This is a genomic window from Streptomyces sp. NPDC060002, from assembly GCF_042737245.1.
Taxonomy (GTDB): domain Bacteria; phylum Actinomycetota; class Actinomycetes; order Streptomycetales; family Streptomycetaceae; genus Streptomyces.
Genome location: NZ_JBHWUW010000003.1, coordinates 14,444 through 32,733 on the forward strand (window position 1 = coordinate 14,444; position 18,290 = coordinate 32,733).

The 18,290-nt window shown below is 72.5% G+C and carries 19 protein-coding genes and 1 pseudogene; 5 read left to right on the forward strand and 15 right to left on the reverse strand.

The genetic code is table 11. The annotated features are described in order from the left end of the window. Positions 1–40: 40 nt before the first annotated feature. Positions 41–649 (reverse strand): TetR/AcrR family transcriptional regulator, encoded by a 609-nt coding sequence (locus tag ACFWBD_RS04095; protein WP_385662311.1) that lies wholly within the window; start codon positions 647–649, stop codon positions 41–43. Between the two features lie 48 nt (positions 650–697). Then, positions 698–1,558 carry an alpha/beta fold hydrolase gene (locus tag ACFWBD_RS04100; protein WP_385662314.1) on the reverse strand — a complete coding sequence of 287 codons (861 nt, stop codon included), beginning with the start codon at positions 1,556–1,558 and terminating at the stop codon, positions 698–700. 165 nt (positions 1,559–1,723) lie between these two features. Between ACFWBD_RS04100 and ACFWBD_RS04105 the strand changes: the two genes are divergently transcribed. Beyond that, complete coding sequence (locus tag ACFWBD_RS04105; RefSeq protein ID WP_385662317.1) at positions 1,724–2,596, forward strand: VOC family protein; 873 nt, start codon at positions 1,724–1,726, stop codon at positions 2,594–2,596. Between the two features lie 56 nt (positions 2,597–2,652). Here the strand turns inward: ACFWBD_RS04105 and ACFWBD_RS04110 are convergent, their stop codons facing one another. From ACFWBD_RS04110 to ACFWBD_RS04125, 4 genes are read right to left on the reverse strand one after another with little or no spacing between them, the layout of a single operon-like run. Further along, on the reverse strand, positions 2,653–2,841 hold the full coding sequence (locus ACFWBD_RS04110) for a ferredoxin (protein WP_385662319.1): 189 nt from the start codon (positions 2,839–2,841) through the stop codon (positions 2,653–2,655). Positions 2,842–2,856: 15 nt separating this feature from the next. Then, positions 2,857–3,669 carry a mycofactocin-coupled SDR family oxidoreductase gene (locus tag ACFWBD_RS04115; RefSeq protein ID WP_385662322.1) on the reverse strand — a complete coding sequence of 271 codons (813 nt, stop codon included), beginning with the start codon at positions 3,667–3,669 and terminating at the stop codon, positions 2,857–2,859. Between the two features lie 7 nt (positions 3,670–3,676). After that, complete coding sequence (locus ACFWBD_RS04120; RefSeq protein WP_385662325.1) at positions 3,677–3,898, reverse strand: hypothetical protein; 222 nt, start codon at positions 3,896–3,898, stop codon at positions 3,677–3,679. Beyond that, a complete protein-coding gene (locus tag ACFWBD_RS04125; protein WP_385662328.1) occupies positions 3,895–5,040 on the reverse strand; it encodes an amidohydrolase family protein in 1,146 nt (381 codons plus the stop codon). The genes ACFWBD_RS04120 and ACFWBD_RS04125 overlap by 4 nt, the downstream gene beginning before the upstream one ends. A 176-nt stretch (positions 5,041–5,216) precedes the next feature. Here ACFWBD_RS04125 and ACFWBD_RS04130 point away from each other — a divergent pair, with 176 nt between their 5' ends. Next, positions 5,217–6,080: a mycofactocin-coupled SDR family oxidoreductase gene (locus ACFWBD_RS04130; protein WP_385662330.1), complete on the forward strand. Its 864-nt coding sequence runs from the start codon at positions 5,217–5,219 to the stop codon at positions 6,078–6,080. A gap of 7 nt (positions 6,081–6,087) precedes the next feature. Here ACFWBD_RS04130 and ACFWBD_RS04135 read toward each other — a convergent pair whose 3' ends face one another. From ACFWBD_RS04135 to ACFWBD_RS04155, 5 genes are all read right to left on the reverse strand, one after another. Further along, positions 6,088–7,071: an NADPH:quinone oxidoreductase family protein gene (locus ACFWBD_RS04135; protein WP_385662331.1), complete on the reverse strand. Its 984-nt coding sequence runs from the start codon at positions 7,069–7,071 to the stop codon at positions 6,088–6,090. Then, a complete protein-coding gene (locus ACFWBD_RS04140) occupies positions 7,068–8,258 on the reverse strand; it encodes an acyl-CoA dehydrogenase family protein (RefSeq protein ID WP_385662860.1) in 1,191 nt (396 codons plus the stop codon). Before ACFWBD_RS04140 ends, ACFWBD_RS04135 begins: the two co-directional genes overlap by 4 nt. Then, positions 8,255–9,022, reverse strand: coding sequence for an SDR family NAD(P)-dependent oxidoreductase (locus tag ACFWBD_RS04145; RefSeq protein ID WP_385662332.1), 768 nt, complete (start codon positions 9,020–9,022; stop codon positions 8,255–8,257). Before ACFWBD_RS04145 ends, ACFWBD_RS04140 begins: the two co-directional genes overlap by 4 nt. A 10-nt stretch (positions 9,023–9,032) precedes the next feature. Beyond that, complete coding sequence (locus tag ACFWBD_RS04150; protein WP_385662335.1) at positions 9,033–10,181, reverse strand: acyl-CoA dehydrogenase family protein; 1,149 nt, start codon at positions 10,179–10,181, stop codon at positions 9,033–9,035. A gap of 117 nt (positions 10,182–10,298) precedes the next feature. Next, a complete protein-coding gene (locus ACFWBD_RS04155; RefSeq protein ID WP_385662338.1) occupies positions 10,299–11,771 on the reverse strand; it encodes a FadR/GntR family transcriptional regulator in 1,473 nt (490 codons plus the stop codon). A 219-nt stretch (positions 11,772–11,990) separates the two neighbouring features. Between ACFWBD_RS04155 and ACFWBD_RS04160 the strand changes: the two genes are divergently transcribed. The 3 genes and pseudogenes from ACFWBD_RS04160 (at position 11,991) to ACFWBD_RS04170 (ending at position 13,523) form a co-directional block, all read left to right on the forward strand. Continuing rightward, complete coding sequence (locus tag ACFWBD_RS04160; RefSeq protein ID WP_385662341.1) at positions 11,991–13,199, forward strand: acyl-CoA dehydrogenase family protein; 1,209 nt, start codon at positions 11,991–11,993, stop codon at positions 13,197–13,199. Between the two features lie 60 nt (positions 13,200–13,259). After that, positions 13,260–13,376 (forward strand): annotated as a pseudogene (locus tag ACFWBD_RS04165) (hypothetical protein); the annotation flags it as partial. A gap of 3 nt (positions 13,377–13,379) precedes the next feature. Further along, positions 13,380–13,523: a hypothetical protein gene (locus ACFWBD_RS04170; protein ID WP_385662344.1), complete on the forward strand. Its 144-nt coding sequence runs from the start codon at positions 13,380–13,382 to the stop codon at positions 13,521–13,523. Between the two features lie 58 nt (positions 13,524–13,581). On the opposite strand, the gene ACFWBD_RS04175 is transcribed toward ACFWBD_RS04170, so the two are convergent. From ACFWBD_RS04175 to ACFWBD_RS04190, 4 genes are read right to left on the reverse strand one after another with little or no spacing between them, the layout of a single operon-like run. Next, positions 13,582–15,243: an OB-fold domain-containing protein gene (locus tag ACFWBD_RS04175; RefSeq protein WP_385662347.1), complete on the reverse strand. Its 1,662-nt coding sequence runs from the start codon at positions 15,241–15,243 to the stop codon at positions 13,582–13,584. Then, positions 15,240–16,385: a thiolase family protein gene (locus ACFWBD_RS04180; protein ID WP_385662350.1), complete on the reverse strand. Its 1,146-nt coding sequence runs from the start codon at positions 16,383–16,385 to the stop codon at positions 15,240–15,242. Before ACFWBD_RS04180 ends, ACFWBD_RS04175 begins: the two co-directional genes overlap by 4 nt. 15 nt (positions 16,386–16,400) lie before the next feature. After that, a complete protein-coding gene (locus ACFWBD_RS04185; protein WP_385662353.1) occupies positions 16,401–17,522 on the reverse strand; it encodes a CaiB/BaiF CoA transferase family protein in 1,122 nt (373 codons plus the stop codon). Between the two features lie 2 nt (positions 17,523–17,524). Then, complete coding sequence (locus ACFWBD_RS04190; RefSeq protein WP_385662355.1) at positions 17,525–18,289, reverse strand: crotonase/enoyl-CoA hydratase family protein; 765 nt, start codon at positions 18,287–18,289, stop codon at positions 17,525–17,527. Between the last annotated feature and the right edge of the window lies 1 nt (position 18,290).

Here is an 18,290-nt window from a genome sequence, read left to right on the forward strand (position 1 = left end):
CAGTCGTGCGCTCAGTCGTGGCGAAGCGCTCCGTCGTGCGCTACGCCGCGGCGATCAGCCGGGCGGCGAGCCGCAGGTCGATCTCCCCCTGCTCGGTGGAGATCTCCTCGGTCAGCATGGCCACGAACAGCCCCCACCAGCTGTAGACGAGCAACCGCACCCTGCCGCGTTCGGTCTCCGCGTCCGCACGGCCCCCGAGCAGTCGCAGGAGCCGCTGTCCCAGCGCTCTCTCGACGATGTCGATCCGGGTCGGGACGGCGCTCGCGTACTCGGTGAACGACGACAGCGCCACCGCCGAGGCCAGCAGACGGCTGTCCAGCAGCTTCCCGGTCAGCGCGATGAGCGTCTCCGCCACCTCCGTCGCGGGGTCGGCCGGCTCGGCGGCCGCCGGACCGCCGTCACGGCCTCCGAGGAACTGTTCGATGTGCCATTCGAGGACCGCGAGGAACAGGTAGGGCTTGGACGGGAAGTAGCGGTACAGCGTGGCGATGGCGACGCCGGATTCCCTGGCCACGTCGTGCATCTGCACCCGGGAGAGCCCCTCGCGCGCCCCGAGTGCGGAGGCGGCGCTCAGGATGCGGACCCGCCGGGCGGCCTGGCGGCTCGACGTCGGGTCGGCGGGTCGCCGAGCCTGCGCGGGTCTTGGCACGTGGTCGTCCCCCCTGTCGTCGGCTGCTCCCCCTCCCCCCGTCGGCACTCAGCCGGTCTCCGGGCGGGTCAGGAAGGCCACTACCGCGCTCTCCCAGGCCGCCTTCTGCTCGATCATCGCCCAGTGCCCGCAGTCCGGCAGCACGTGCAGTTCGGCCTTGGGGATCGTGCGCAGCGGCAGCAGCGCGTTCTCCAGCGGTGTCACCCGGTCGTCCCGGCCCCAGGTCAGCAGGGTGGGCGCGGTGACCTTGTGGAGCGCGGCCCAGACGGGCTGGTCCGACTGGGCCTGGGCGGCCAGGACGGCTGCCATGGCCTGACGTCCGTAGATCCGGCGGGACGCCTCCAGGGTGGACGGTTCGGTGGCGCTCGCCCACCGTTCCTCGATCAGCTCCTCGGTGAGCAGGGCCGGGTCGTGGACCATCGCCCGCAGCCACTGCACGAGGTTCTCCCTGCTGGGGTTCTCGGCGAACTCCACCAGCAGGTTCAGCCCTTCGCTGGGCGCCGGCGAGAGGAGGTTGCGGCCCACTCCGCCGATGGTGACGATCCGGCGGAACAGATCCTGGTGGGCGACCGCGAGTCCCACGGCGACGAAGCCGCCCATGGAGTTCCCGACGACGTCGACGCGGTCGAGACCGAGGCCGTCGAGGAAGCGCAGGACGGCCTTCGGAGCGGCCGCCATCGGGTTCTCGGCGGTCGGGTCGCTGACCCCGAAGCCGGGGAACTCCAGCGCGAGGCAGCGGAAGTGGCGGGCGAGCACGGGAAGGTTGTCCCGGTAGTTGCGCCAGCCGGTGACTCCCGGCCCGGACCCGTGCAGCAGGAGCAGCGGCGGTCCGTCGCCCGCCTCGTGGTAGCGCAGGACGCCGTCGTCGGTGCGCAGTTCGCGCAGGGTGTCCTCGTGGCTGAGTGTCATGGCGGTCACCGTCGCACCCGGGGTAGGCCTTCCGCCGTGCGTCTCCCGATCAGTGGGACGCCCGCGGCCACGCGGGCCCGGGGCTGTCTACCGTCGCGGACATACCGATACCGGGGGTGCCCGACGGGCCGCCCCGGACCTGACCACATGTGAGGGGAGGACCTGATGGGTGTTCGCTCACTCGGGTACCTGCGTCTGGAATCCGACGACCTGGGCAGGTGGAAGGCGTTCGGAGCCGACTTCCTCGGCCTGATGCCCGTCGAGAGCGGTGACTGCGAGTCGCTGTCCTTCAGGATGGACGACTACCCGGCCCGGATCGTGGTCTCCGCGGGGGACCGGCCCGGGATGACCGCCCTGGGCTTCGAGGTCCTCGACGAACGGGAGCTGGCGCGTCTGGTCGTGGGCGTCGAGAAGGCCGGGATCCAGGTGACGGCCGGCACCGAGGCCGAGGCCGCGGAGCGGAAGGTCACGGGCTTCGTCAGGTTCGACGACCCGGGCGGCAATCCGGTCGAGCTGTTCTACGGCACGACACTCGACCATGTGCCGGTCCGGACCCCGCTCGTCTCGAGGTTCGTCACCGGCGACATGGGCTTCGGGCACGCGATCATCTCGGCCGAGGACGCGCGGACCACGTTCGACTTCTATGTCGAGGTCCTCGGCTTCATCGAGCGCAACACCATGCGCTCTCCCGGCGGCACGACCTGGTTCATGGGCTGCAACGCCCGTCACCACACGCTCGGCGTCACGCCGATGCCGGGTCCCGGGCGGCTGCTGCACTTCATGGTCGAGGGCGCGGCCCTGGACGACGTCGGGCGCGCTCTCGACCGGGCCGCCGCGTACGAGGTGCCGATGATGCACTCGCTCGGCAAGCACACCAACGACCACATGGTGTCGTTCTACGTGTGGTCGCCGGAGAACTACGCCGTCGAGTTCGGCTGGAACGGCCTGAAGGTGCCGGAGCCCGTCCCCGTCTACGAGATCACGGACGGCGCGTTCTGGGGCCACCACTTCACGCCGCCGCCGCAGCCGGCCGGCTGAGCGGCCTGCGCGCATGGCCGGGCCCCACGGTCCTCGGACCGTGGGGCTCGGCCATGTCACTCGACGGTGATCGCCCGTTCCGGGCAGGCCCGTTCTCCGTCGCGGGCCGCCTCTTCGAGGGCCCCCGGAATCTCTTGGTCGACGGGCAGCGCGTAGCCGTCGTCGTCGAGCCGGAAGAGGCGTGGCGCCGCCGCCGCGCACCGGGCGTGCCCGGAGCACGAGGACGTGTCGATCGTGATCTTCATGCCACCCACCCCCTTCTACGGCTTGTTGGTGGACCCCGCGTCGACGGTGAACTGCAGGCCCGTGACGTAACGCGCCTCGTCGGAGGCGAGGAAGAGGACCGCGTTCGACACGTCCCGCGGCTCCACGTACGGGGCGAGGGGGTTCATCGCGGCGAGGGCGAACAGCGGCTCGCGCGCGGCGAGTTCCTCCACGGGGACGCCGACGGTGATGCCCGTGTCGCTGACGCCGGTGGGGTGGACGGTGTTCACCCGGACGCGGTGCGTGGCGAGTTCGTTGGACAGGGCCTTCATCAGACCGACCACGCCGTGCTTGGCGGCCACGTAGTGGGCGTACGGCACATGTCCGCGGATACCGGCGGCGGAGCTGATCATGACGATGGAGCCGCCTTCCCCGGCCTCGATCATCCAGGGGATCGCGGCCCGCGCCGTGTTCCAGGCGCCCTTGAGGTTGACGTCGACGACGACGTCCCAGACCTCCTCGGACAGCTCCCAGGCGGAGCCCGAACTCATGACGCCGGCATTGGCGACGACCACGTCGAGCCGCCCGAACCGAGCCCGCGCCGCGTCGACGGCCGCCCGCATCTCGGCGATCGAGCGGACGTCGGCCTGTACGGCGACGCACCGTCGGCCCGTCGCCCTGACCAGCTCCGCCGTCTCCTGAAGCTGTTCCTTCGACGCGAGCGGGTACGGCAGTTCGTCGCTGATGTCATGGCAGACGTCGGTGACGACGACGTCCGCGCCCTCCTCGGCCAGTCGCACGGCATGGGAGCGGCCCTGCCCCCGCGCCGCTCCCGTGACGAGCGCGACCTTTCCCTCCACACGCCCCATGGCGGCCTCAGTCCTTCCTCGCGTGGTCGGTCAGTTCCCCGGCGGCCTCGCGCAGGGCGCGCAGCCGGGTCCGCAGGAGTGCGCGCTCGGCCTCGTCGCGGTCGCCGAGTTTGGCGAGACGTACGTCCGTCTCGGCGATCTCGGCGAGCAGCCGGCCGTGCGCCTCCTCGACGGTGAGCAGGTCCAGGTCGGTCCAGTCGGAGCGCTCGGACTCCGGACGCCGGCTCATACGGGGAGGTTGTAGAGGCGGCGGGTGTTGAGCTCCACGATCTGGTGCACCTCGTCGTCCGGGACGTCGGCCAGCACCTCCGCCGCGTAGGCGCGGGACTTGGGCCAGTAGGAGTCGGAGTGCGGGTAGTCGCACTCCCAGGTGATCTTGTCGATGCCGACGTGGTGCCGTACCTCGACGCCGAACCGGTCGTCGATGAAGCAGCCGTGGAAGTGCTTGTGGAACAGCTCCGAGGGCCGCACGCTCTGGTTGACGTTCTGGTAGAAGCGGTGCCTCTCCCAGGTGCCGTCGCTGCGCTCCAGCAGGTACGGGATCCAGCCGATGCCGCCCTCGGACAGACCGATCTTCAGCTTGGGGTGCTTGTGCAGCACCGGCGAGAAGAGCAGGTCGGCGGTGGCGAACATGGCGTTGCAGCCGAACAGCGCGATGGTCACGGCGAACGGGGCCTCCTCGGCCGTCTTCGGCGGCTTGCCGGAGGTGCCGAAGTGCAGGCACAGCGGCATGCCGGTCTCCTCGGCCGCCGAGAACATGGGGTCCCAGTGGTCGGTGTGGAAGGAGGGCAGACCGCGCGGCGCCGGGTTCTCCGGGAAGGAGATCGCCTTCGCCCCCTTGGCCGCGGTCCGGTGGATCTCCTCGACGCAGGCCTGGACGTCCCACATCGGCATGATGACCAGGGGGATGAGCCGCCCCGGCGCGGTGGCGCACCACTCGTCGAGGACGAAGTCGTTCCACGCCCGCACACACAGCAGCGCCAGTTCACGGTCCTTGCCGTCCAGGAAGACATGGCCGGAGAACCCCGGGAACGACGGAAAGCACAGGGCGCCCCACACTCCGTCCAGATCCATGTCGCGGATCCTGGCCCCGGGGTCGTAGCAGCCCGGGATCATCTCGTCGTAGCGGGTCGGTTCGAGGCCGAACTCCTCCGGCTTCTTCCCCGCGACCGCGTTGAGGCCGATGTAGGGGTGGATCCGGTCCTCGTACACCCACACCTCGGCGGGCGCCTGCCCCGCTCCCCGCGGCTGCTCCACGATGCGTGGCCCCGCCTCCCGGAACCTCGCCGGCAGACGGTCCGACCACAGTCGTGGGGGCTCGATCAGATGGTCGTCGGTCGACAGCAACTTCATCCATGGCTGCAACGGCATCCTTGTGCTCCCTCGGTCTCGGGGACTCTCTAGCACTCGGCAGATTGTGTGCACTGAACAAGTCCCGCTCAGCGGAAACGATCAGCGACAACATGCGGGTTTCCGAGATCATCAAGAACTCCCCGGCTTCCTGTGCCGGTATTCAGGCTACTCTTTTTCCGAGGGAAGGAGACCCCATGGGTCGAGTGCAGGACAAGGCCGTCTTCATCACCGGGGCCGCGCGCGGCCAGGGCCGGGCGCAGGCGGTCCGGCTCGCCGCGGAGGGAGCCGACATCATCGCCGTGGACCTCTGTGCGGACATCGCCACCAACGGCTATCCGCTGGCCACCGAGGAGGACCTGGACGAGACGGTGCGCAAGGTCGAGAAGCTCGGCCGGCGCATCGTCGCCCGCAAGGCCGACGTACGTGATCCGGCGGCGCTGAAGGCGGCCGTGGCCGACGGGGTGGCCGAGCTGGGGCGGCTCGACGCCGTGGTGGCCCAGGCCGGGATCTGCCCGCTGGGCCCCGGGCAGAGCGCGCAGGCCTTCCTCGACGCCGTCACCGTCGACTTCAACGGGGTGGTGCACGCCGTCGACGCGGCCCTGCCCCATCTGCCCGACGGCGCCTCGATCGTCGCGACCGGATCGATCGCCGGGCTGATCCCCGCGACCACCGACAATTCGGCCAACGGGCCCGGCGGGCTCGGCTATTCGTTCGCCAAGCGCCAGGTGGCCGCGTTCGTGCACGACCTGGCGACCGTGCTCGCCCCGCGGCGGATCCGGGTCAACGCGCTGCATCCCACGAACGTCAACACCGACATGCTCAACAGCGACCTCATGTACCGCTCGTTCCGGCCCGACCTGGAGAACCCCGGCCGCGAGGACGCGCTGCCCTCGTTCCCCGCGACGACCGGCTTCGGCATCCCCTACGTCGAGCCGGAGGACATCGCCGACACCGTCCTCTTCCTCGTCTGCGACGAGTCCCGCTACGTCACCGGCATGCAGATGCGCGTCGACGCCGCCGGATACGTCAAGCGGCGCCCGCAACTGCCCACGTTCTGACAGCCGTTCACGGCGGTCCGGTCAGGTCGATGACCACCTTGCCGGTGGTGCGCCGCCGCGCCACGTCGGTCAGGGCGGACGCCACCTCGGCGAGGGGGTGGACGCGGGAGACGAGCGGGCGCATCCCGTCCCCGACCATCCTGGCGAGCTCCCGGTCCCCGGCGGCCACCGCCTCCGGGGCGTACCGGCGCAGCATGCGGATCTCGAAGCCCCGTACCACCGCGTCCTTGAGCAGCACCAGGTTCAGCGGGATCCGGGGGATCTTCCCGTCGGCGTAGCCCACGGTCACGAACCGGCCGCCCCGCCGCAGCGCGCGCAGGGCGGCCTCGGCGTGGTCGCCGCCCACCGGGTCGACGACGAGGTGGACTCCGTCGCCGCCGGTCAGCTCGCGGATCCGCGTCTTCAGGTCCTCGCGGACGTAGTCGACACCGGCCTGCGCGCCGAGCTCGCGGGCGACCTCCAGCCGCTCCCGGCTCGATGCCGCCGCGACGACGCGGATCCCGAGCCGGGTCGCGATGTCGACGGCCGCGGTGCCGACGCCGCCCGCCGCCCCGAGCACCGCCGCCCACTCCCCCGCCGTGCCCCGGCCGACCGTGACCAGGGAGTGGTAGGCGGTCGCGTACGTCACGTGGAAGGCGGCGGCGTGGACCATGTCGAGCCCGTCGGGGACGGGGCGCAGACCCGCGACGGGCACCACGACCTGCTCGGCGAAGGCGCCCGTCAGCACCGCTCCGGCCACGGGCGAGCCCACCGGGGGGCCTGACACCCCCGGCCCCAGCGCCGTCACCACACCGGCGAACTCGCTGCCCGGCGTGAACGGCGTCGGCGCGGACACCTGGTAGCGGTCCGCCACGAGCAGGACGTCCGGGTAGTTGACCGCGGCGGCGTGCACCCGCACCAGCACCTCGCCCGGGCCGGGTTCCAGGTCGTCCAGTTCCACGACCTCGAGACCGCCGGGGGGCCCGTGGTGCGTACAGCGTGCGGCTCTCATCGTGCCCTCCCGGTGGTCGGCGTCGCCGGGTCCCGGGGCAGGCCCAGCACCTGTTCGGCGATGGTGTTGCGCTGGATCTCGGCGGTGCCCGCCCCGATCGTCGAGGCCCGGGTGCGCAGGAAGCCCCACACCCAGCGTCCGCGCTGGACGGCGTGCGGGTCGTGGCGGCCGAGGATCCCGTACGGTCCCAGCAACTCCAGGGCGAACTCGTGCAGTTCCTGCTCGAAGGTCGCGATGAACAGCCGTGACGTCGAGGAGGCCGGCCCCGGCTCGCCCCTGGCCATGATGTCGGCGATGGTCCGCATCCCGGTGAGCCGCATGATCGTCACCCGGATCTCGAAGTCCGCGAGCCGGTCGCGCACCAGGGGGTCGGCGGTCGCCCCGCGTTCGTGCGCCAGCTCGATCAGCTCGTCGAGCACGCGCCGGTACAGGGCCGCCTGGTTCATCGCTCCGGCGGCGCGTTCATGGCCGAGGCTCGTGCGGACCAGCGGCCAGCCGCCGTTCTCGGGGCCGATCCGGTCGGCGACGGGGACGCGCACGTCGTCGAAGAAGATCTCGCAGAAGTGCGCGTCCCCGGTCAGGTCCCGCAGCGGACGCACCTCGACGCCCGGCGCGTGGGCGTCGATCAGCAGATAGCTGACGCCGTCCTGGCGGGAGCCGGAGGGGCCGGTGCGGACGAGCGTGAAGAGGACGTCGGCGATGTCCGCCGCGCTGTTCCACACCTTCTGTCCGTTGACGACGTACTCGTCCCCCTCCCGGCGGGCTCTCGTGCGCAGTGCCGGGAGGTCGGAGCCCGCCTCCGGCTCCGAGTAGCCCTGCGCCCATACGGCGTCACCGCGCAGCATGGGGCGCAGAAAGCGCTCCTTCTGCTCGGGTGTGCCGTATGTGATCAGGGTGGGGGCCGCGATGCCGAGCCCGGTGCCGAGCGGGCCCGGCACCCGGGCGCGCGCGTACTCCTCCTGGTAGATCACCTGGCGGGCGAAGTCCAGGTCCATCCCGCCGTACTCGCGCGGCCAGCTGGGGCCCGCGTACCCGGCGTCGAACAGCGTGGCGAGCCAGGCCTTCTGCCAGGCCAGCCGGTCGACGGGGTCCTTCGGACGCCGGCCGGGGTGGTGGTCGGTCAGGAAGGCGCGCAGACCGGCGCGGAAGCCGTCGGCCGAACTCGTCGGAGCCCCCCGCCCGTTCAGCGCGGAGCCATGCGCAGGGCGCCGTCGAGCCGGACCGTCTGACCGTTGAGGTAGGGGTTCTCCAGCATCTCCACGGCGAGACGGGCGAAGTCGTCGGGGTCGCCGAGGCGCCCGGGATGGGGCACGGTCGCGGCGAGCCCGTCGCGGATGTCGGCGCGCAGCCGGCCGAGCATGGGGGTGTCCATGATGCCCGGCGCGATGGTGTTGACGCGGATCTGCCAGCTCGCCAGGTCACGGGCGGCGACGAGGGTCATGCCGTGCACGCCCGCCTTGGCGGCGGTGTAGGAGGTCTGGCCGATCTGGCCGTCGAAGGCGGCGACGGATGCGGTCAGGACGACGGCTCCGCGGTCGCCGTCGACGACGTCGTTGCCGGCGAGACGGGCGGCGGCCAGGCGCAGCACGTTGTAGGTGCCGGTCAGGTTGACCCGTACGACCTCGGCGAACGTGGCGAGGTCGCCCGGGGTGCGGTCACGGTCGATGATCCGGGTGCGGTCGCCGCCGCGTCCGGCGCAGTGCACGACGAAGCGCAGCGGGCCGAGTCGCCCGGCCGCGTCGAGGGCCGCGGTGACGGACTCCTCGTCGGTGACGTCGGCGTGCACGAAGCGGGCGGCGTCGCCGAGGCCGGCGACCGCCTTGACGCCCTGCTCCTCGGAGAGGTCGGCCAGGACGACCCGGCCGCCCCGGTCGATGACGCGGCGCGCGGTGGCCAGTCCGAGGCCGGAGGCGCCCCCGGTGACCAGTACCGCCGAACCGTCGATGTTCACGTGGATCTCCTCACAGGCCCAGGGACTTGCCGATGATGGTCTTCAGGACCTCGCTGGTCCCGCCGTGGATGCGGGACACCCGGGCGTCGGCGTACAGCCGGGCGATCGGGGACTCGAGGAGGTAGCCGTAGCCGCCGTGCAGTTGGAGACAGCGGTCGACGACGCGGCCCTGTGTCTCGGTGCAGAACAGCTTGGTCCGGGCCGCGTCGGCCGGAGCGAGTTCGCCGGCCACCAGCGCCGTGACCGCCGCGTCCAGCAGGGTCTGGGCGGCCTCCAGCTCGGTGGACATGGCGGCGAGTTCGAACTTCGTGTTCTGGAAGTGGGCGACCGGCCTGCCGAACACCGTCCGGTCGCGGACGTAGGCGAGGGTCAGGTCGATCGCGGCGCGGGTCTGGGCGACGGCGCCGACCGCGATGGCCAGCCGTTCCTGGGCCAGGTTGCGGCCGAGGTGGGTGAAGGCGGCGCCCTCCGCGCCCAGCAGGTCGGCGGCGGGGACCCGGACGTCGTCGAAGAACAGCTCCACGGTGTCCTGGACCGGCAGGCCGATCTTCTCCAGCCTGCGCCCGACCGTGAACCCGGGCATGCCCTTCTCCACCACCAGGAGGGACAGACCGGCGCGCCGGTCGTCCGGGTCGCGGGCGGTGCGGGCCACGACGATCACCAGGTCGGCGTGGTGGCCGCCGGTGATGAAGGTCTTGGCGCCGGCCAGGGTGTAGTGGTCGCCGTCGCGCACCGCCCGGGTCGTGATGCCGGCGAGGTCGGAGCCCGCGCCCGGTTCGCTCATCGCGATCGCGGTGTACAGCTCGCCCGAGGCCAGCCCCGGGAACCAGCGGGCCCGCTGCCCGGCGTCGGCGAGGCCCGTGAAGTACGGGACGACCACGTCGAGATGGGTGCGCAGGCCGCCGAGTGTGACGCCGGCGCGGGCGCACTCCTCCTGGATGACGACGTTGAAGCGGTAGTCGTCCCGGCCGCCCCCGCCGTACTCCTCGGGGATGGCCGTGCCGAGGATGCCGAGCCTGCCCATCGAGGTGAACAGCTCACGGGGGACGAGTGCGGCGCGCCGCCAGTCCTCGTACACCGGGAGCACGTCGCGGGCGAGGTAGTCACGGACCAGGAGACGGAAGTCCTCGTGGTCCTGTTCGAACAGGGTCCGGCGCATCGGATCTCCTTCGGCCGTTGACCCTATTCAGTATACGTAATTGGGTGCCCTGGGAACAGGGAAACGCCCCATGCTCAGGGCAGAGAGCATGGGGCGTCGGTAATCAGTGTCACTAAATCAGTGCCACCAGGGGATGAGCGCGTCCAGGTGACGGCGCATCCGGTGACGGGCGACCCCCGCGTCACCCTGGACGATCGCGTCGAGGATGCGCTGGTGGACATGCCGGACCTCGTCGGCCGCGGTGTCTCCGGGCAGCGGCCTGTCATGGCCCGAGGCGTGCCGGCGGAACAGCTCGGTGATGATGGCGAGGAAGAGCGAGAGCACCGGATTGTCGGCCAGGGCCGCCAGTTCGGAGTGGAACAGGTCGGCCTTGCGCAGATCGCCGGCCGGGCCCTCGGTGGCCCACCGGACCGCCTTCGCGAGGCGCTCGGCGACCTCCGGGTCGCCCTCGGCGTGCCGGGCGGTCACCCGGGCGACGATGCCGAGCTCGATGGCGTTGCGGACGATCCGCAGGTCGTCGGCCGTGACGCCCTGGTACTCGAGGAAGAGCGCCATCGTGTCGATGCTGGCCTGCGGCTCGGGCGCGGTCACGATCAGTCCGCCGCCCGGCCCACGGCGCATCCGGGCGACCTGGTGGTACTCCAGCAGCCGCACCGCCTCCCGCAGGACGGCCCGGCTGATCTCGTAGCGGGCCAGCAGATCCGCCTCCGAGCCGAGGACCATGCCGATCTGCCAGCCCCGCGCGGCGATGTCGTCGTGGATCCGGGCGGCCACCACTTCGGCGAGCTTGGCCCGTGGGCCCTCGGCCAGTTCGGGCTCGACCACGTTGCCCGAGATCCGCTGCCCGCGCCGCACCCGGTGCTTCTCGATCCAGGCGGCCACCGACTCCAGATGCGCGGTGAGTTCGGTCTGCGCGCGTGCGCCGTCGTCGGCGACGACGGCGTCCACGACGGCGCGGTGCTCACGGTGCGAGGTCTCCTTCGCCGCGTGCATCTCCGCCCTGGAGATCCGTCGGGAGGTGTGCGCGTACCGGGCGGTCAGCCGGGTGAGCACGTCGATGAACAGGTGCAGCACCGGGTTTCCCGAGAGCCGGCCGAGTACCGGGTGGAGCGGGTCCTGCGAGTGGACCGACGGGTCGTCCCAGTGGCCGCGCTCGGAGTCGAGCGTCGCCCGGAGCGTGGCGATGCCCTCTTCCGTGATGCGGTCGGCGGCGAGCCCGGCGGCGATCGGTTCGAGGAGCTGTCGGGCCCGGAGCAGGTCCGTGACGCTGGTGCCGACGTACTCCAGGTAGATCACCATGGCCCGGGTCGCCGGTCCCGCGTCGGGCGCGCAGACGATCAGGCCGCCGCCCGGGCCGCGCCGCATCCGGGCGACCTGGTGGTGCTCGACCAGCCGTACCGCCTCGCGCAGCACCGCGCGGCTGACCCCGAGCCGCTCCCGCAGGTCCACCTCGGAGCCCAGCGACTCACCGACGGGCCAGCCCTGGCGGATGACGGTCGCCTCGATGCGCTGCGCGGTCTGGGCGGCCAGCTTGCCGACCGGGATGCCGGTCTCGCCGTCGGCGGGCTCGCGGTCGACGGCAGTCGCCATGGGCCTACTCCTCTGAGGGGACATTTGCGGATCCCCAGTCTATTGGCCACCAGGACGGAGGACGTACCGGCCGGTCGGGCGCCCAGCACCGGGATCGGGGTACTGATTCAGCCGCCTGACCCAGACAACCGAGTCGATGACTCGGTTAGAGTACCCTCATTTCGAGATCGCTTGCGTGAGGACCCACGAGGACCGATGAGGACCAAGGAGTCGGCGGCGATGCGACTGGAACCCACACTCGAACTAGAGGCGTTCCGCGGGAAGGTGCGCGCCTTCGTGGCGGAGCACGCGCCCGGCGCCAAGACACACTCCGGGGTGCGCGCACCCGAGCCGGCGCTGATGCCGGCGGTCCGGGAGTGGACCGCGAAACTGTACGAGGCGGGCCTCCTCGGCATCGACTGGCCCGCCGAGTACGGCGGCCGGCCCGACGCCCACCCGCTCGAACCGTCCGTCGTCGCCGAGGAGATCGCCCGCGCCGGCACCTGGCCGCCCGTCGGGGCGTCCTCGCTCGCCTCGGCGGCCCTCCTCGACTTCGGCACCGACGCACAGCGGGCGCGCTTCCTGCCCCGCATCCGCACCTGCGAGGACGTGTGGTGCCAGCTGTTCAGCGAGCCGGAGGCGGGCAGCGACCTGGCGGCGCTGCGCACCCGCGCCCGCCGCGAGGGCGCGGGCGACGACGCGGTGTTCGTCGTCGACGGCCAGAAGGTGTGGACGACCAACGGCCAGTACGCGGACATGGGTTACCTCCTCGCGCGCACCGACGCCGACGCCCCGAAGCACCGGGGCATCACGGCGTTCGCACTCGACATGCGCAGCCCCGGCGTCGAGGTGCGGCCGTTGCGCGAGATCACCGGGACCACCGACTTCAACGAGGTCTTCCTCGACGGTGTCCGGATCCCGGCCGCCCAGGTGATCGGCCGGGTGAACGACGGCTGGCGGGTGGCGACGAGCAGCCTGGGCCGTGAGCGGTCCGGCGTGGCCGCGCGCGGCGCCGAGCTCTCCGCCGTGCTGGACGATTTGGTGCGGCTGGCACAGGAGACCCGGGTCGGCGGCCGGCCCCCGTTCGACGACTCCGCCACCCGGCAGGCGATCGGGGAGCTCGCCGCGAGGGTGCGGGTGAACGCCGCGCTGACCGGCCTCGCGCAGTCGAGGGTGGCGCACGGCACGGAGCGGCCCGAGGACGCCCTGCTGGGCAAGATCTTCTTCAGCGAGCTCCATCACGACCTGGCCGACTTCGGGCTGCGTCTGCAGGGCACGGACGGGCTGCTCACCGAGGACGACCCGGAGGCGGTGGCGGACGGCTGGTGGCAGGACGCGCACCTGTACTCGCGTGCGTACACGATCGCGGGCGGCGCGAACGAGGTGCTGCGCAACCAGGTCGCCGAACGGGGGCTGGGGCTGCCGCGGGAACCTCGCCCCGCGGATTGAACGCACCGACATCGAGATCGAAGGCGAGACCCTCCGGGCGGGCGAGGGCGTCATCGCTCGCTGCCTGCGGCCGACTGGGATCCGCGGGCGTTCCCCGAGCCGGCGAGACCGGACCTCACCCGCACCGCCTCGCATCACCACGCGTTCGGCCGGGGTCCCCACCAGTGCGTCGGACAGCAGTTGGCCCGCATCGAACTGCACGTGGTGTTCAGCACCCTGTTCCGCCGGATGCCGTCCCTGCGGCTCGCGGTCGACGTCTCGGAGCTGAGGTTCAAGGAGGACTCGCAGGCGTACGGCATCTACGAACTGCCCGTCACCTGGTGACCGGCGCCCCGCGAGACCTGGTGATCCGGCGCCCCGCGAGAGGAGTGAGCCCCGGCGCCTACTCCGCCCTTCTCAGCAGCATCGCCCCCGACGGCACTCCCCCGCCCGCCGTGACCACCGCCACCCGGGCACCCTCGACCTGGCGTCCGCGCGCTTCGCCGCGCAGTTGCAGCATGGCCTCGCGGACGAAGCCGTAGCCGTGCAGCCGGCCCGCCGAGAGCTGGCCGCCGTGCGGGTTGAGCGGGAGGCCGCCGTCAGGGGCGATGGTCTTGCCACCGGCGATGAAGTCCGTCGCCTCGCCCGGCCCGCAGAAGCCGAGGCCCTCGATCCAGGACAGGGCGTTGAAGGTGAACCCGTCGTAGAGCAGGGCCACGTCGACGTCGGCGGGGGTGAGGCCGGTGCGGGTCCACAGGTGTGCGGAGGGGCCGCCCGACTGCGGCAGATGGGTCAGGGTGTCCTGGTCCCAGCTGAGCCGCTCCAGCACGGCCGTGCCGACCGACTCGACCAGGACGGGCGGCCGGGGGCGGTCGTACGCCGTCTCGATCGCCGACACGACGACGGCCACCGCGCCGTCACAGGGGACGTCGCAGTCGTAGAGGCCGAACGGGGTCGTGATCATGCGGGCGCCGTAGTAGTCGTCGAGCGTCATCGGGTCGCGGTGCAGGGCCTCCGGATTGCGGGTCGCGTTCGCCCGCGCGGTGACGGCGATGGCGCCGAGGGCCTCGCGGCCGACGCCGTAACGGTGCATGTAGTGCGAGGCGTTGCACCCGATCCACTGGGCCGCGGACATGGCCCCGAAGGGCGCCCGGAACTCGAACATGCCCGTGGCGCGGCCGCCGCCGGCACGCCACTGCCCCGAGCGCAGCAGCGCGCCGTGCGAGGACTCCCACACCGTGCGGAAGCAGAGCACGTGCCGGCACAGCCCGGCGGCGACCGCCAGCATGCCGGCGGTGATCGAGCCGATCTGGCCCGGCACCTCTTTGGCGCCGTTGACCCAGGTGGGGCGCAGTTGCAGGGCTTCGGCCAGCGCGGTGACGCCGCCTTCGCTCATGCCGTCGGGGCTCGGTCCCGGGTAGGTGGAGAGCCCGTCGATCTCCTCGGGGTCCAGGCCCGCGTCGGCGACCGCGGCCAGGCACGCGTCGACCGTCAGGGACAGCGGGTCGACCATGAGGCGCCGGCCCACGCGTGACTGCCCCACGCCGGTCAGCGCCACCCGGTCCTCGTACTTCCGGGGTGAGGCCATCGGGCGCACGGAGGCGCGGACGTCGCGTGGCTCGGGCAGCGGACCGGGGCCCTCGGCGGCCTCGGTCTCCGGGTCCGGCTCGAACAGGGGGGCGTACACGTCCTCCTCCAGCCGCTCGAAGCGCACCCGGACCCGCATCCCGACGCGTACCTCGTCCTGATCGCAGCCCACGAGGCCGGTGGTCAGACGCGCCCGGTCGTCCTCGGCGAGGGCGACCACGGCGACGACGTACGGCGGCGGGAACTCCGGCAGCCAGGTCTGGTGGTTGACGCTGAACCCCACCACCACGGCCCGGCCCGAGACCGGGGCGAGGCCCACGTCACGGCCGCGACAGGACGGGCAGACCGGCAGCGGCGGATGGAAGTACCGTGCGCAGGCCCCGCAGTGGGAGACGCGCAGCACTCCGTCGGCTCCCGAACGCCAGAACCCGGCGCTGGCGAAGGTGGGTTGGGGCAGCGGTCGTTCGACGGCGGTCATCGCAGCAGCTCGATGACCGTGGCGTTGGCGGTGCCGCCGCCCTCGCACATGGTCTGGAGCCCGTAGCGCAGGTCCTCGTGCCGCATCCGGGCCAGCAGCCGGGTCATCAGGATGGCACCGGAGCCGCCGAGCGGGTGGCCGACCCCGATCGCCCCGCCCAGCGGGTTGAGCCGCCCGGGGTCGGCGCCGGTCTCGGCCAGCCAGGCCAACGGCACCGGTGCGAACGCCTCGTTGACCTCGTACACGCCGATGTCGGCGAGGGTCAGCCCGGAGCGGCGCAGCACCTTCTCGGTGGCGGGGATCGGGCCGAGCAGCATCGTGATCGGGTCCGCGCCGCTGACCGCTCCGCTGTGGTAGCGGGCGATCGGGACGAGTCCGAGTTCGCGGGCCCGTTCCGCGGTGGTGACGAGCAGGGCGGCCGCGCCGTCGGAGATCTGGGAGGCGTTCCCGGCGTGGATCACGCCGTCCTCCTTGAACGCCGGCTCGAGCCTCGCCAGCGTCTCGACCGACGTCCCCCGCCGCAGCCCCTCGTCCACGGCGAACTTCACGCCGTCGACGTCGACCGGCACGATGTGGTCGTCGAAGACGCCCGCGTCGATCGCGGCGGCGGCCTTCGCGTGCGACCCGGCGGCGAACTCGTCGAGCCGGGTGCGGGTCAGCCCCCAGCGCTCGGCGATCAGTTCGGCGCCGATGCCCTGGTTGAACTCGACACCGTCGTAGCGGGCGAGGACGCCGGGCCCGTACGGCTGTCCCGTGGTGCGGTGCGAGCCGAGCGGCACCCGGCTCATCGTCTCCACACCGCCCGCGACCACGAGGTCGTACTGGCCGGACATGACGGCGTGGGCGGCCTGGTCGACCGCCTGCTGGCCGGAGCCGCAGGCCCGGTTGACCGTGACGGCCGGGACGTGTTCGGGCCAGCCGGCGGCGAGCACCGCGGACCGGCCGACGTTGCTGGACTGGTCGCCGATCTGGGTCACACAGCCCCAGACCACGTCGTCCACCGTGCCGGGGTCCACACCGGTGCGCTCGACGAGGGCGTTCAGCACCCGGGCCGACAGATCCGCCGCGTGCACCGGGGCGAGCGAGCCGTTGCGCTTGCCGATCGGGGTGCGCACGGCGTCGACGATGACGGCGTCTCGCATGAGAGCTCCTTCAGGTCAGTCGGAGAACCGCACGGCGGGGTCGACTCCCCAGTCCAGGAACACGGCCGCGGTGTCGGCGCCGAGGGCCGGTGCCGCGCGGCCCGCGCTCGACGGGGTCGCCGAGAACCGGGGCGCGGCGGCGGGCTGGACCACTCCGTCGCGGGCGAAGAGGCTGCCCCGCGCGGCGAGATGAGGATGGGCGGCCGCCTCGGTGAGGCTCAGGACGGGTGCCACGCAGGCGTCGGTGCCCTCGAACAGCTCCGCCCACTCGTCCCGGGTGCGCTCCGCGAAGCGTCGCGTCAGCAGCCGGCGCAGCCGCGGCCAGGTCGACCGCTCGTGCTGCCGGTCCGGGTCCACTCCCAGGTCGAGCAGTTCGACCAGGCTTCGGTAGAACTTGCGCTCCAGTGCCCCGACGGCGATGTGGCGGCCGTCCTTCGTCGCGTACACGGCGTAGAAGGGCCAGCCGCCGTCGAACCGGTTGACGCCCCGTTCGTCGCTCCACTCGTCGCGCCCGAGCTTGCCGAAGGTGCTGGCGAGGAGGTGTGCGGTGCCGTCGACGACGGCCGCGTCGACGACCTGGCCGCGACCGGTGCGGGCGGCGGCGTGCAGGGCGGCGAGTACGCCGATCACGAGGTAGCAGCCGCCGCCCCCGAAGTCGCCGACGAGGTTCAGCGGGATCCGCGGCGGGCCGCCCGCCTCCCCGATGGCGCCGAGCGCGCCGGTCAGCGCGATGTAGGTGATGTCGTGTCCGGCCGACGCGGCGAGCGGTCCTTCCTGCCCCCAGCCGGTCATCCGGCCGTAGACCAGGCGGCGGTTGCGGGCCAGGCAGTCGTGCGGTCCGATGCCCAGGCGTTCGGTGACGCCGGGCCGGAACCCCTCGATCAGCGCGTCGGCCCGCTCGACGAGGCGCAGCAGCGCGGCGGTCGCGGCCGGGTCCTTCAGGTCGAGCACGACCGACCGTTTGCCCCGGCCCAGCACGTCAGCCGGCCCGCCCCCGTCCGGTTCGTCCGCCCGCGGGGGCCGGTCCACCCGGACGACCTCCGCCCCGAGGTCGGCGAGGAGCATGCCGGCGAACGGGGCCGGTCCGATGGCGCCGAGTTCGACGACCCGGCAGCCGGCGAGCGGTCCTGCCGTCATGGTCAGCGTCCCTTCCAGACCGGCGCCCGCTTCTCGGCGAACGCCGCCGCCCCTTCACGGGCGTCCTGCGACCGGAACACCGGCTCGGCGAGGTCGAACTGCCTGTCCCAGGCCTCGTCCAGCGTCCAGTCGGCGGTGGAGCGGGCGATCTGTTTGGTCGCCGCGACCGCCAGCGGACCGTTCGCGGCGACGGCCGCGGCGAGTTCGAGAGCGCCGTCGAGTGCGCCGCCCTCGTCGGTGAGCCGGTTGACCAGGCCGTGCGCGGCGGCTCGTTCGGCGTCGATCGGTGCACCCGTGAGCAGCAGTTCCAGGGCGATCGCGTACGGGATCCGGCGGGGCAGATGGAGCGCGGCACCCGCCCGCGCGACCAGCGACCGGGTCACCTCCGGCACCCCGAGCCGGGCGGTGCGCGAGGCGACCACCAGGTCGCAGGCCAGCAGCAGTTCGAAGCCGCCGGCCAGGGCCCAGCCCTCCACCGCGGCGATCAGCGGCTTGCGCGGCGGCGTCATGCTGATCCCGCACAGGCCGCGCCCCTCGATCGCGGGCGTCTCGCCCCGCAGCCACGCCTTGAGGTCCATCCCGGCCGAGAACGTGCCGCCCGCCCCCGTGAGCACGCCGGCCCGCAGCTCGTCCGACTCGTCGAGCTCGTCCACCGCGGCCGCGACTCCTGCGGCCACCCCGGCGTCCAGCGCGTTCTTCACCGCCGGGCGGTTGATCGTGATGACCTGGACCGCGCCACGGCGCTCCACCAGCACCTCGTCCGACACG